Raw genomic sequence first — 14,040 nt, forward strand, 5'->3', positions numbered from 1 at the left:
CTCAGCCTGAACGGGGTTTGGGCGGATCACCCCAAAATACCCCAAGTCGAAGCCCATGCGACCTCCCTTATGGAATAAGAACCGTGCTCCCCACCGTCTCCCCTGCCTCGATCGCGCGGTGCGCCTTCGCCACGTCGGTCAGCGCGCAAGTCTGGCCGATCTCCGGCGTGATCGCGCCTTTCTCCAGCATGGCGAAGACGCGCGCGATCAGGCTGCGCTTCTCCTCCGCCGTCACCGCGTAATCGAACAGCGTCGGCCGGGTCACGAACAGCGAGCCCTTAGCGGCCAGGATGCCGAGATTGACCCCATCCACCGCGCCCGAGGCATTGCCGAAGCTGACCACCAGCCCCCGCCGCGCGGTGCTGTTCAGCGACGCTTCCCAGGTCGCCTTGCCCACGCCGTCCAGCACCACCGGCACGCCCGTGCCGCCGGTGATCTCGCGCACGCGGGCGGCAACGTCTTCCGTCCGGTTGAGGATGACGTGATCGGCACCGGCCGCGCGGGCCTTCTCCGCCTTGGCCTCGGACCCGACGGTTGCGATCACGGTCGCGCCGATCGCCTTCAGCCATCCGACCGCGAGATGCCCGACCCCGCCCGCCGCCGCATGGACCAGCACGGTCCAGCCCGCCTGGACCTTGGCGCAATCCTCGATCAGGAAGGCCGTCGTCGCGCCCTTCAGCAGGATCGCCGCTGCCGTCCGGTCGTCGACATGATCGGGCAGCGGCACCAGCAGATCGGCGGCGATGTTGCGCGCCGTGGCATAGGCGCCGCGCGCCGGGCCGAACACGCCCACCCGGTCGCCGACCGCAAAGTCGCTCACGCCCTCTCCCACCGCCTCGACCACGCCCGCCGCTTCGGAGCCCAGCTTGCCGGGCAGGTCGATCGGGTAGAGCCCGCTGCGGTGATAGGTGTCGATATAGTTCAGACCGACCGCATGGTGGCGCATCCGCACCTCGCCCTCGCCGGGCGGCGGCAATTCCTCGTCACGCCACTGGATCACCTCGGGCCCGCCGGTCTTGTCGATAAAGGCGGTCTTTTCCATGGCGACAAACTCCTGTTCGCATTCGCGCGGGCCAACGTCTCAATAGTCCCTGGATATCCGCACATTCACATTCTGCCGCCCCAGCGTCGAAATGCTGGAGAGCAGCGACAGCCAGCGGGTCACCTGGAACTCGATCTGCGTCGCCGAATAGCCCTGCCCGTCGGTGATGATCTCGGCATAGAAGCGCCGGGTGATGTACTTGCCCGCCGCTACCGAAGTGGCGCGCCCGATCTGCACATCGGCAGGCAGCACGCGCAGCCGGTCCAGTCCCGCCGCGCGCCGCACCGCGTTGATCGGGTTCAGGCCGTTGCCGCCATCCTGCAAAGCGGCGACGGCGGCGGCCAGCTGCAATGCCTCGGGCGCGGACAGGCTGGCGATCGAGGTGCCGAAGAGCAGACGCGAGAGCAGCTCGTCATTGGGCAGGGCGGGCGTGCTGGAAAAGCCGATCTCGGGCTTCAGCGCGGTGCCGGTCACGCGGATCGTCGCGCTCAGCCCCTGAACATTGGCGTTGGCGGCGATGTCGAGCGAAGGGTTCGCCGGCACCTCGCCGCCGAAGCGGATGATGCCGCGCGCCAGATCGAACTCGCGGCCTGCAAATTCGTAATCGCCGCGGATCAGCGTCGCCTGGCCGGTGATCGCCGGATTGTCGGGCGTCCCGCCGATCTTCAAGTCCGCCGACCACTCGCTGTTGAGCCCCAGGCCCGAGACGATCAGCCCGTTCGGGGCACGCGCCTTCACGGCCAGTGTCCAGGGCTTGCGCGGGACATCGTCCTCCTCGCCGCCGCCGGGAATATTGATCTCGCGGATGTTGAGCTGCGGCACGGCGGTCGCCGCCGTCGCGCGGCCCAGCCGATAGCGGCTGCGGTTCAGCACCACGTCGCCCGCGATCGTGCCGCCCGCGCCATCGGAATGGAAGGTCAGCGGCCCGGTCACGGTCGCGCCGATATCGTCGCGCGCGATCATCGTCGCATTGGCGGCGTTGAGCGACAGGTCGAGGCCGACCCCCTTGGCGGCGGCGAAGTCGAACTGGCCGGTGCCGCTGACCCGTCCGTCCTTGCCCGCCTGCGCGGCGAAGCGGTCGATGACCAGGCGCGATCCGCCGAACCGGCCGCTGGCCTGCACATCGGTCAGGACCGTGCCGGTCGTCGCACTCTCGATCCGCGCACCGACAGCCTTCACCGCGCCCCGGATGACCGGCTGGCTTAGCGATCCGGTCACGTCCGCGCCGATCGCGACCGGGCCGGACAGGTCGAACATCTCGACCCCGGTCAGCCGCCAGAGCGTATCGGCGGGCCCGGCATAACGAAGCTGCGCGATCAGCCGCCCCGCCTGCATCCGGCTGGCCCAGTCCCCTACGCCGCCGAGTACGATGAGCGCCTGGCCGCGCCCGATGATCTTGCCGCCCGAGGCCATCACCGCGCGCACGCCCAGCCGGTCGGCGGACAACACGCCTGCCACGCCCATGTCGATCGGGCGCGAGGTCAGGACGAGGCCCGCCCGGGTCAGCCCCCGGATGGTCAGGTCTGCCTTGCCGGTCGGCGCACCCGTCGCCTGGCGGACGGTCAGCGTGCCCGTCGCGGTGCCGCCCAGCCCCAGCCCTGGATAGCCGATATCGAGCACGGCCAGCGGCATGCGCGTCAGGCTGGCCTGGATTGCGGTTGAGTCCCGGTCGAACCGGCCCGCCAGCGTCGCTTCGCCCCCCGCGAAGCTCAACCGCGTCGGCGCGAGCGCCCAGCCATCGCCGTCACGGGTGACGATAGCGGGCGACAGCAGTTGCAGCGGCCGCCGGTCGAGCGTGCCCTGCGCCGTGGTCGAGAAACGGTCGGGCGCAACCTGCGTCACGGTCTGGATCGAAAAAGCCCGGCCGCGTGATCCCGAAATGCCGACCCGCACTTCACCATTGCCGCCGCGCATCCGGGCCGTGCCGGTCAATTGCGCGATGTTGAATGCGCCGCGTCGCAGCCCTTGCGCATTGGCCGTGCCCTCGACCGAGGCTCCGGCGGGATCGAGCAGCGCGATTAGGTCGACGCGCCCCTGCCGGACGGTCACCCCCGAAATCTGCGCCTGGCGCGCGGCCAGATGCGCCTCGATCCGCTGGACCTCGCCGACCGGCCGGAACAGCAGTTCGCCCGACAGGCCGCCGCTACCCACGTCCATGCGCCCGGCGAACCCACCCGGCACGACGATAAGCGCGCCGGTCGCCCGCGCGCCCGCGACCAGCAGAGGCTGGATCTGGATGACCGCATCCTGTCCGCGCGGCAACAGGATCGCACCTCCCGCCTGGAACGGCCCCAGTCGCGAGCCGCCCGCGGCGCGAAAGGCAAAGCCCTGATCATTGGGGTCGAGATGCAGCCGCACGTCGCGCAGGCCCATCGCCGCATTGGGCGAGGCCAGCAGCAGGTCGAGCGTCGGCCGGTCGATCCGCCCGTCCAGCACCATCTGGACCGGGCCATAGCTGCGCTGCCGCCCGCCGCCGACAAAGTGGAAGGTCCCGTCGCGCCGCCGGATCGCCTCGCCGGTCAGGCGGATGTCGGGGCCGGTCAGAACAAGGCGGCGGAAATGGAAGACGCCGTCGGTCCCGCGCTCCAGATCGGTGGTCAGGTGCGGCAGGCCGCCCGCCAGCGAACGGAGAAAGGCGTTGTCGAGCCGCCGGACCTGCGCCTCGCCGCGTCCGACGACACGCGTGCCATGGCCGTCCGGACCGGGTACGGCGGATAGCCGCGACTTCACATCGACGATGCCGAGGCCGGGGATGAGGTAACGCTGGAGCGCGCCATCCAGCCCGACGTCATAGCGCCCGTTGGTCAGGTCGATGCGCAGGTTCAGCCGCCCCGCCAGCTTGTCGGAGCGCAGCGCCAGTCCCTGCCCCATGATCTCGCGCGGGGTGATGCGCAGGTCGCCCGCCGCCGACAGCCGCTGGAGGATTCCCCCCGCCGCTTCCCCCACGCCGGTCACGCGCGTCGCGGTGAAGCGCACCGGCAGGGTCAAGGGCCAGCGGCCTTGCAATCGGCCCTTGCCCGTCGCCACGGCCTGCTCGAACCCGGTCTGGTCGAACGCGAAGCGGGTCGCCGCCAGCCGATAGTCGAACACCGCCCGCTCGAACGCCCCGTCGAGCCGCAGGGTCATGGCGATCGCCTGTCCGCTCATGTTGCGGAACAGCGCCTCGGGCCGGACGAGCCGGGCGTCGACGCGCAGCCCCTCGAACCGGTTCGCGCCCAGATCGACCATCCCCCGCGCCTTCACACGCAATGCGGGCGAGCGCAGCACCAGTGCGCCATTCAGCTGGCGATCGGCAAAATCGGCCTGTCCGGCGACGATAACGCGCGGCGCCGTCAACCGCTGGAGCCGCCCATGCAGCACCAGCGACGGCGCGACCTGTCCCGACAGGGCGTAGCGCCCCGCTTGGGCCGACAGGCGCAGATCGACCGCACGCTGTCCGCCGATCCGGCCTTTCGCCACGCCGTCCCAGCGCGTCCAGCGTCCCGCCCCGGCGATGTCGAGCGAGACGGGCGCGCGGACGCCCATGGCCTTGGCCAGCACGCCTTCCTTCGCGCCCCGGGCCTCGACCGCCAGGTCGAAACGGTTGTCATCGGGCCTCGCGTCGAGGTGCAGGCGCAGCCGGTCGCTGCCCGCCACAACGCCGTTCAGCGTCACGACCGCGCGACCGTCGCGAATATCCGCCGTCCCCTCGACCTTCGCCACCCGCTGACGGCCCAGCACGCGCGGTGCGAGAACCAGCCGGTCGAGCCGCAGCCGGTCGATGCGGATGTCGAAATCGGGCAGGATCGGGGTCTGCCGCCCCGTACTCCGGGTATGCGGCACATGGAACAGCGTCGCCGTCGCCGCTTCAACCCGGCGGATATCGAGCGTCCCGCGCGCCCAGTTCAAAGGCCGCCAGTCGAGCCGCGCCTGCGGCACCTGTACCAGCAACCCGTCCAGATCATAGACGCGCAGGTCGACCAGCCGCATATCGGCATAGAGCGACCCGTCGATCCGGCCGACCGAGAAGCGAAGCCCCGTCGGCGTGCGGATGGTCGCGATCCGGTCGGCGACCCAGCGATGCCCGATCGACGTGTCGACGATAGCCAGCGCGGCCAGCACGATACCGACCAATGCCGCCACCGCGATCGCGATCGCCCGGCCCCAGCGGAAGCGCCGCCGGGCGACGGGCGCAGGCTCCACATCCCCGGTCAAAAGGCCTGTCCCAGCGAGACATAAACCGCGACCCGGCTATCGCCCTTTTGCGGATTGAGCGGGGTGCCGACGTCGAGGCGGATCGGCCCGAAATTGGAATAATATCGCACGCCCAGCCCGGTGCCGAAGCGCAGGCCCGTCAAGCGCGGCAGCGGCGAGGTGGAGATGTTGCCCGCATCCAGAAAGGGTACAACTCCGAAATTTCCGAAGGTGTGCACCCGCGCCTCGATCGAGAATTCCGCCAGGCTGCGCCCGCCAATCGGGTCGTTGTTCGCGTCGCGCGGCCCGATCGCCTGGAAACCATAGCCGCGCACCGAGGCACCACCGCCCGCATAGAAACGCCGCGACGGCGCGATCTGGTCGCGGGGCGCGCCCAATATCGTGCCCAGCCGGGTCCGCGCGGCCAGCACCACCCGGTCACCGAACGGGTGGTAGAGGCTCGCATCGATCTGGGTCCGGGTATAGCCGAACACGCTGCCCTGTAGCGACACCTCCGGGCTGATCCGCCCGCCCAGCCGAAAGCCGCGCGTCGGGTTCAGCAGGTCGTCCGAGCCGTCGTAATTCAGGCTGGTCGGCAGTGCGCCGATGAAGAAGGTTCGCCTGCGCGGCTGCCCCGTGCTCTCGATCACGTCGCGCTCGTCCGAGGTCAGCAGCTCGCCCCCCAGCGACCAAGTCCAGGTCTTCTGGAAGAAGATGTTCGTCTGGCGCTCCAGTCCCGCCGACAACGACAACGTCTTGGCCTCATAGGCGTCACGCAGGATGTGCGCGGCCGAGAATTGCGCGGTCAGCACCCGGTCGCGACCCTGGAAATTGTTGCGGCGGAACACCACTGCGCCCAGCTGTTCGCGGGTGCCGAGCACGCTGCGCAGGGTCAGCGCGCCTTCTGGCGGGAAGAGGTTGCGGTCGGTCCAGTTCACCGTCGCGCTCGCGCCTTCGCCGGTGCCGTAACCCAGCTCGCCCGCGATGGTGTGCGGCGGCGCGGGTTCCAGCGCGACGGCGACGTTCACCGTCTCGGGCGTATCGCCGGGCACGGGCTTCACCTCGACCGACGAGACGAGGCCCGTCTGCACCAGCGCACGACGCAGATCCTCCAGTCCGGCGGAATCATAGGGCTGCCCAGGCGCGAAGCGAGCAATCTCCTGGACATGCTTGGCGTCGAACAGCCTGTCGTTCGCCATGACGACCCGCCCATAGCGCCGGGGCGAACCCGGATCGACCGACAGATCCAGCGTCGCGGTGCGCGCCGCGCGGTCGACGACGATCTGCGGATCGCCGACCTTGGCAAAGGGGAAGCCCTGCTCGCCCACCACGGTCTTCAGCCGCGCCTCGCCCGCGACGATGGTGTCGGCATTCACCGGATCGCCCGGCTTGATCCCGAACGCCTTTTCCAGCGGCGCGGCCTTGTCCCCCGCCGCCGTCACCCCGTCCAGCGTGACGCCCGCAAAGCGATAGAGATTGCCCGGCGCCGCCTCCAGCAACACGGTCGGCTCGTTGCCCGGTTCGATCCGGGTCGTCACCTGCGCGTCATAATAGCCCGCGCCGCGCAGCAAATTGGTCAGCAGCTGGGCATCCTCGCGTGCGCGCCGGTCGAGCTGCGCGGCATTGGCGGGCTCGCCGTCATTGGCGTCGAGGGTGGAAAGCTGCTCGAAACGCTGGCGGACCAGTTCGCCCGCGCCGTCGATCCCGTCGACCCGCCAGCGATAGCGCCGCTCGGCCGCGGCATCGACGGTGGCGGCCATGGTCGCCATCGGATCGCCCGGCGCGGTCGCGAGGTCGGGCCAGGCGACGCCGATCTCCGGCAGGGGCGCCAGCGGGGCCGAGGGGTCGAGCATGGTCGGATCGTCGGGCAGGTCGCTGCCCGGTATCGTCTGCCCCATAGGCGTCGTGGACGTCGGCGGGGTGGCGGGGCTTGCGACCTGCGCAGCCGCGACGGCCGGCCAGCCCGCGCCGCCAAGACCCATTGCCAAGCATATGATGGCGGCCGAGCGGCGCGGCCGCCCGACGCGGACCATCATGCGCCAATCCCTAGCCGCGCGGATGCGACAGCGACACCCCAAAGCACCATCATCTGGACAGATTTGCCGATCCGGTCGTCGCGAAGCGCTTCGGGTCCGCCGGACGAGCCGGCTAGTGAACCGTGCCGACCGCCTCCTGGCTCGACAACAGATCGATCAGCCGCTCGATCTGGCGCCAGCGGCAGAAATGGATGTGATTGCCCTGATCGCGACTGCGATCGGCGCGCGCGGCGGCTTCGCCGCTCGCCGCCAGGCCAAAGGTTTCCATCATCTCGGCGGCGTCCGCCACGTCTCGATCGGTCAGGAATGGCGCGACATAGGCGTCGCGAAAATCGCGCATGGAATCTCCCCCCGGAACCGCGCTGTGAAACTTCGGAGGGCACCCCTAGGCGCGGGTTATGAATTTAACCACCCCCTGAAATGGTTAACCCGATTTCGACCATGGATGGCTGGTTTCGCGCCCCCGCTCATGGCAGGAATGGCGCCATGACCGACCCGCAAATACCGCGCCCTCCCCAGTCTTCCGCTCATGCCGGGGGCATCTTCATCGCACTGGGCGTGGTCGGCGGGATCGTCGCGGGGCTGGCGACTGGCGAGGTCACCATGGGGGTTTTGATCGGTCTGGCCGTCGGGGTCGCTGTGGCACTGCTGATCTGGTGGCGGGGTAGGTAAATCATAATCCTCCCCGGTTCGGGGAGGTGGCAGGCCGAAGGCCTGACGGAGGGGGGCTTCCACAAAGGTCGTCCCTCGTCGCAATCCCCCTCCACCGTCGCTGACGCGACGGTCCCCCTCCCCGCGAGCGGGGAGGATCAGGAAGGCAAGCGCATCTGCCAGACGACGCGCCCGATCACCGCGATCGGACCGTCCGGCACCGGCGGCGCGGCGGGGTTGTCGCTGGAGGCGGCCAGCCCCCCTGCCCCCAGCCTTACCCGCTTGACCATCAGCACATCGCCGACCCGGATCACGTAAAGCCCGCCGCGTGCATTGGGCCGGACATCGCGCTGGTCGACCACCAGATGATCGCCGTCGAGCAGCCCCGGCGCCATCGAATCCCCCCGCACCCGGATCACAGAGGCCGCCCCGTCCGTCAGGCCCAGCCGCCGGGCCAGCCCGCGATCGATCGCCTCGACACCGATCATCACCTCGTCGTCGACCGTCGCCCCCGGCCCCGCCGAGGCCGCGACCGCCAGCCTTGGCACCAGCATCGGCCCGGTTGCGGGGAGCGCCCCCAGCCGCGTCTCGGCCACCCCGAAAAACTCCGCGAGCTGCCGCCGGTCGGCTTCCGCCAGCACGCGTGGGCTGCCGCGTTGCACGAACTGCTGGAGATAGGCGTCGTTACGCCCGATCATCCTAGACAAGGCCGCAAGGCTCACTCCGGCGTCTGCCGCAAGCGCCTGTAATGTCGCCCTGATATCCGCCTCCGCCATGGGACCGAATATAGGCATAGGATTTTTCCTAGACAAGTTGGAAATCGGAACAGATCATGAACAGCGGAACAGGAATCGGACTTTGGGAGAATGTCCATGGAATTGTTGCGCATGATCGACCGCTATCTGAAGGCCAGCCTCATGCCGGAGACGAAGTTCGGGCGGCTGGCGGTCAACGATCCCCGCCTGGTCAGCGACCTGCGCAAGGGGCGCGAGCCCGGGCCTGAGATGATCGCGCGTGTCACCGCCTTCATCAAGGGACAGAGCGCATGACCGTCCATGCCCGGATCGCGCGCGCCATGTCGCCGCGCACCACCTCCTGCCGCCGCCCTGCCGACCGCGGCGAACGGCTGGCGCGCACGCTGGTCGCCCATGCGGCGCGCGCCGGATGCATGGTGCGGTTGACGGTCGCCATGGTCGAACCCTGGTGCTCGGCGACGTTCTGCGGATCGGTGATCACTTTGACCCTCGACGCGCCACCCGGCCCCGCCCTGACCCGCTGGCTGGCCGCCTTGCCCGAGGCGGACATTCCGCTCGGCCGCGACCTGATCGCCGACATCGCGGTGGAGACGGAGCCATGCCGGTTGCGTGTCCTGCTCTGCCAGGACGGGGCGAACGGATGACAGGCACATGAATTTTTTCTTGATATGTTGTAACAAGACTGTAGTCGGCAAGGCATCACAAATCGGAGCCGTCCCTTGTTCAAGCCCGTCCTCCTGTCCGGCCTGTCCGCCACCGCGCTTGCCAGCCTGCTGGCCGCTCCCGCCGCCGCGCAGACCAGCAATGCCACGACTACCAATCGCGGCCGTGAGATCGTCGTGACCGCACCGGTCCAGCAATCGGAGGCCGATGTGCTGTCGGGCACCTCGATCGTCACCGGCGCGGAGTTGGAACGCTCGATCCGCCCGACCATCGGCGAGACGCTGGCGCGCCAGCCGGGCGTGTCGGCGACGTCGTTCGGCCCCAACGCCTCGCGTCCCGTGCTGCGCGGTTTCCAGGGCGAGCGTATCCGCGTGCTGACCGACGGGATCGGCTCGATCGACGTGTCGAACACCAGCGTCGACCATGCCGTCGTCATCAACCCGCTGCTCGCCGAGCGGGTCGAGGTGCTGCGCGGCCCCTCGGCGCTGCTGTTCGGGTCGTCGGCGGTGGGCGGCGTGGTCAACGTCATCGACACGCGCATCCCGCGCTCGGTACCGGAAAAGGGCTATCGCCTGTCGGGCATGGCGACCTATGGCTCGGCCGCGACCGAGCGTTCGGTGGCGGGCGCGACGGATGTCGCGGTCGGAAAGCAGTTCGTGCTGCACGCCGATGGATCGTATCTGAAGACCGACGATCTGAAGATCGGCGGCTATGTCCTGTCCCCGCGCGCCCGTGCCGAAGCGCAGGCGTCGGCAGCGCGGGCCCCCAACGACCCGCTCGACTTCGCCACCGTCGCCAATCTGCGCGGCCGCCTGCCCAACACCGCCAGCGAAACCTGGACGGCCGGGGTCGGCGGGTCGCTGATCACCGACACCGGCTCGCTGGGCATCGCCTATAGCCATTATGACAGCCTGTACGGCGTGCCGGTCCGCTACGCCCTGACGCCGGGCGGCGAAGAGCCGGAAGCGCCGCGCCTCAGCCTGGTCCAGAACCGTCTCGACCTGCGCGGCGAGATCGAGACGGGCGGCGGTTTCCTCGACCGCATCCGCCTGCGCGCCGGTGCCGCCGAATATCGCCATTTCGAGCTGGAGGAGAGCGGCGAGGTCGGCACCGCCTTCTACAACAAGGGCATCGAGAGCCGCCTGGAACTGGTCCAGACCAAGCGGAACGGCTGGCAGGGCGCGTCGGGCGTGCAGTTCTTCAACCGCGACTTCGACGTGCGCGGCGACGAGGCGTTCCTGCCGCGCAACAACACCGCGCAGGTCGGCCTGTTCACCCTGCAACAGCTGGATCGCGGTGCCTTCAAGATGGAGGCGGGTGCGCGCTATGAGCACACCTCGCTGACCGCGCGCACGGCCATCAGCGACGACCGCTTCTTCCGCGGCCAGCGCAGCTTCGACGCCTTTTCGGGGTCGATCGGCGCCAGCTATGGCTTCGCGCCCGACTGGCGGGCGGGTCTGAACCTGTCGCGCACCGAACGTGCGCCCTCGGCGGAGGAGCTGTTCGCCAACGGCCCGCACGCCGGGACCGAAGCCTATGAGTTGGGCAATCCCGACTTCAAGAAGGAGTCGAGCTGGGGCATCGAAGCGACCGTCCACGGCCATGGCGAAGGCTACAGCTTCGACGCCTCGGCCTATTACAACCGCTTCTCCAACTATATCTATGACGCGCTGGTCCAGCAGGGTCCGTGCGAAGCCGCCGCCGCGCCATCGGGACGCGAGGTCGACCTGCCCTGCTTCGCCTATGCCCAGGCCGATGCCCGCTATTACGGTATCGAGGCGGAGGGCTCGCTGCGCCTCGCCACGATCGGCGGCTATGCGATCAACGCCGACCTGCTGGGCGATTATGTCCATGCCCAGATCATCGGCACCGGCCCTGCCCCGCGCATCCCGCCGCTGCGCCTGCTCGGCGGGCTGGAAGCGCATTCGCAGAGCGTGAACGCGCGCGTCGAGGTGGAGCGCAGCTTCAAGCAGACCCGCGTGCTGGGCCTGGAAACCCCGACCGACGGCTTCACCCTGGTCAATGCCTCGGTCCAGCTGAAGCCCTGGGGCGCGGTCAATCCGACGACGCTGACGCTGTCGGCGAACAATATCTTCGACGTCGATGCGCGCCGCCATGCCAGCGTGCTGAAGGATTTCGCCCCGCTCAGCGGTCGCGACCTGCGCGCGACGCTCAGCTTCAAGCTCTGACGCGAACCCCTCACGCGTTGGAAAGACTGGCCCTTCCCGCTCATGGCGGGAGGGGCTTTTTGTATGCGGACGGACGGTCGCCAGCCGCAGCCAGGGGTGGACAAAACCCCCGACCTTCCCGAGAAGCGGGGGCATAAGGAGAGAAAACAATGTCCCCGATGGGCAAGTTCGACTGGGCGGATCCGTTCCTGCTCGACGACCAGCTGACCGATGACGAGCGGATGATCCGCGACACCGCGCGCGCCTATGCCGATGATCGGCTTGCCCCGCGCATCATCGACGCCTTCGCGAACGAACATACCGACCCCGACATCTTCCGCGAGATGGGCGAACTGGGCCTGCTTGGCCCGACCATCCCGGAGGAGTTCGGCGGCGTCGGCGCGTCCTATGTCGCCTATGGCCTGATCGCGCGCGAGGTGGAGCGGATCGACAGCGGCTACCGCTCGATGATGAGCGTGCAGTCCAGCCTGGTCATGTACCCGATCCACGCCTACGGCTCGGACGAACAGAAAAGCCGCTATCTGCCCAAGCTGGCGAGCGGTGAATGGATCGGCTGTTTCGGTCTGACCGAACCCGATGCGGGCTCCGACCCCGGCGGCATGCGCACCACCGCAAAGAAGGTTGAGGGCGGATACGTCCTGTCGGGGGCCAAGACCTGGATTTCCAATTCGCCCATCGCGGATGTCTTCGTGATCTGGGCCAAGTCGGAGGCGCATGGCGGCGCGATCCGGGGCTTCGTGCTGGAAAAGGGCATGAAGGGCCTGTCCGCGCCCAAGATCGAGAATAAGCTGTCCCTGCGCGCTTCGATCACGGGCATGGTGATGATGGACGAGGTGGCGGTCGGCGAGGACGCGCTGTTGCCGCATGTCGAGGGGCTGAAGGGGCCGTTCGGCTGTCTCAACCGGGCACGCTACGGCATCAGTTGGGGTGCGCTGGGCGCGGCGGAATTCTGCTTCCATGCCGCGCGCCAATATGGCCTGGACCGCAAGCAGTTCGGACGACCGCTGGCCGCAACGCAGCTCTACCAGAAGAAGCTGGCCGATATGGAAACCGAGATCGCGCTTGGCTTGCAGGCGTCGCTTCGCGTGGGGCGGCTGATGGACGAGGGCCGGTTCGCGCCCGAGATGATCTCGATCGTGAAGCGCAACAATGTCGGCAAGGCGCTGGAGGTTGCCCGTGTCGCCCGCGACATGCATGGCGGGAACGGCATTTCGGGCGAGTATCAGGTGATGCGCCACCTGATGAACCTGGAGACGGTCAACACCTATGAAGGTGCGCACGACGTCCATGCGCTGATCCTGGGCCGCGCCATCACCGGGATCGCGGCGTTTTGATCGCCACCCCAATCCTCCCCAAGCGCAGCTTGGGGAGGAATTGATGGCCAAACCCTCCCCCCTCGCGGGTCTGAAGGTCGTCGAGCTGGCCCGCATCCTGGCGGGCCCCTGGGCGGGCCAGGTGTTGGCCGATCTTGGCGCGGAGGTGGTGAAGGTCGAAAGCCCCGAGGGTGACGATACCCGCCGCTGGGGGCCGCCTTTCATCCCCAATCCCGACGGGACGCAGGACGCCGCCTATTTTCACGCCGCCAATCGCGGCAAGACCTCGGTCGTTGCCGACTTCGCCACGCCCGAGGGACAGGCTAAGGTACGCGCGCTGATCGCCGGGGCCGATGTCGTCATCGAGAATTTCAAGCTGGGCGGCCTTGCTCGCTACGGCCTGGATTACGACAGCCTGTCGGCTACAAATCCACGCCTGATCTATTGCTCGATCACCGGCTTCGGTCAGGACGGCCCCTATGCGCCGCGCGCCGGGTACGACTTCATCGTGCAGGGCATGAGCGGCATCATGGACCTGACCGGCGAGCCTGGCGGGGCACCGCAGAAGATCGGCGTGGCGCTCGCCGACATCATGACCGGTCTCTATGCCGTCATCGCGATCCAGGCCGCCCTCCATATGCGGACCCGCACAGGACGCGGCCAGCAGATCGACATGGCGCTGCTCGACACGATGACCGGCGTGCTGGCGAACCAGGCGATGAACTATCTGGCGTCGGGCGTGACACCGACCCGGCTGGGCAATGCGCATCCCAATATCGTGCCCTATGCGGCGTTCCCGGCAAGCGATGGCTGGTTCATCCTGGCAGTCGGCAACGATGCCCAGTTCCGCCGTTTCGCGCAGGTCGTCGGGATCGATGGCGACGATCCGCTATACGCGACCAACGCCCTGCGCTGCGCACATCGCGCCACGCTGACGCCGATCATCGAGGCCGCCACCGCCCGTTGGCCGCGCGACGAATTGATCACGGCGCTGGAGGCGGCCGGCGTTCCGGCGGGGCCGATCAACACGGTCGAACAGGCCTTTGCCGACCCGCAGGTGATCGCGCGGGGGCTGGCCATCCAGCCCGAACGGCCGGACGGATCGACCGTGCCGGGCATACGCACCCCGATCCGCTTTTCCGACGCGGACCTGTCCCTCGACCGTGCCGCGCCGATGCTGGATCGGTAGCCGCCTGCCCCGGCATCGGCTAAGCCCGC

11 protein-coding genes are annotated in these 14,040 nt (G+C 68.7%); 6 read left to right on the forward strand and 5 right to left on the reverse strand.

The window, feature by feature from the left end; all coding sequences use genetic code 11:
- Window positions 1–67: 67 nt before the first annotated feature.
- The 4 genes from NS355_RS17170 to NS355_RS17185 all read right to left on the reverse strand — a co-directional run bounded on the left by NS355_RS17170 (window position 68) and on the right by NS355_RS17185 (window position 7,591).
- A complete protein-coding gene (locus tag NS355_RS17170) occupies window positions 68–1,042 on the reverse strand; it encodes a quinone oxidoreductase family protein (RefSeq protein WP_058746793.1) in 975 nt (324 codons plus the stop codon).
- A 39-nt stretch (window positions 1,043–1,081) separates the two neighbouring features.
- Window positions 1,082–5,236: a translocation/assembly module TamB domain-containing protein gene (locus NS355_RS17175; RefSeq protein WP_084788074.1), complete on the reverse strand. Its 4,155-nt coding sequence runs from the start codon at window positions 5,234–5,236 to the stop codon at window positions 1,082–1,084.
- Entirely contained in the window at window positions 5,233–7,251 is a 2,019-nt protein-coding gene (locus NS355_RS17180; protein WP_244489735.1) for an autotransporter assembly complex protein TamA, read from the reverse strand. The genes NS355_RS17175 and NS355_RS17180 overlap by 4 nt, the downstream gene beginning before the upstream one ends.
- A 112-nt stretch (window positions 7,252–7,363) precedes the next feature.
- Complete coding sequence (locus NS355_RS17185; RefSeq protein ID WP_058746795.1) at window positions 7,364–7,591, reverse strand: hypothetical protein; 228 nt, start codon at window positions 7,589–7,591, stop codon at window positions 7,364–7,366.
- A 146-nt stretch (window positions 7,592–7,737) separates the two neighbouring features.
- On the opposite strand from NS355_RS17185, the gene NS355_RS17190 reads away from it, so the two are divergent.
- Window positions 7,738–7,923, forward strand: coding sequence for a hypothetical protein (locus NS355_RS17190; RefSeq protein ID WP_153008273.1), 186 nt, complete (start codon window positions 7,738–7,740; stop codon window positions 7,921–7,923).
- A 137-nt stretch (window positions 7,924–8,060) separates the two neighbouring features.
- Here NS355_RS17190 and NS355_RS17195 read toward each other — a convergent pair whose 3' ends face one another.
- Window positions 8,061–8,678, reverse strand: coding sequence for a S24 family peptidase (locus tag NS355_RS17195; protein ID WP_058746797.1), 618 nt, complete (start codon window positions 8,676–8,678; stop codon window positions 8,061–8,063).
- 96 nt (window positions 8,679–8,774) lie between these two features.
- Between NS355_RS17195 and NS355_RS19135 the strand changes: the two genes are divergently transcribed.
- The 5 genes from NS355_RS19135 to NS355_RS17220 all read left to right on the forward strand — a co-directional run bounded on the left by NS355_RS19135 (window position 8,775) and on the right by NS355_RS17220 (window position 14,011).
- A complete protein-coding gene (locus NS355_RS19135) occupies window positions 8,775–8,951 on the forward strand; it encodes a hypothetical protein (RefSeq protein WP_167345491.1) in 177 nt (58 codons plus the stop codon).
- The gene (locus NS355_RS17205; RefSeq protein WP_058746799.1) at window positions 8,948–9,301 is read left to right on the forward strand and encodes a hypothetical protein; all 354 of its coding nucleotides are present in this window, start codon (window positions 8,948–8,950) and stop codon (window positions 9,299–9,301) included. Before NS355_RS19135 ends, NS355_RS17205 begins: the two co-directional genes overlap by 4 nt.
- 75 nt (window positions 9,302–9,376) lie before the next feature.
- On the forward strand, window positions 9,377–11,509 hold the full coding sequence (locus NS355_RS17210; protein ID WP_058746800.1) for a TonB-dependent receptor: 2,133 nt from the start codon (window positions 9,377–9,379) through the stop codon (window positions 11,507–11,509).
- A 149-nt stretch (window positions 11,510–11,658) separates the two neighbouring features.
- Window positions 11,659–12,843, forward strand: coding sequence for an acyl-CoA dehydrogenase (locus tag NS355_RS17215; protein ID WP_058746801.1), 1,185 nt, complete (start codon window positions 11,659–11,661; stop codon window positions 12,841–12,843).
- Between the two features lie 43 nt (window positions 12,844–12,886).
- Entirely contained in the window at window positions 12,887–14,011 is a 1,125-nt protein-coding gene (locus NS355_RS17220) for a CaiB/BaiF CoA transferase family protein (RefSeq protein ID WP_058746802.1), read from the forward strand.
- Window positions 14,012–14,040 lie beyond the last annotated feature (29 nt).

This window comes from Sphingomonas yabuuchiae (assembly GCF_001477495.1).
GTDB classification, from domain to species: Bacteria; Pseudomonadota; Alphaproteobacteria; order Sphingomonadales; family Sphingomonadaceae; genus Sphingomonas; species Sphingomonas yabuuchiae_A.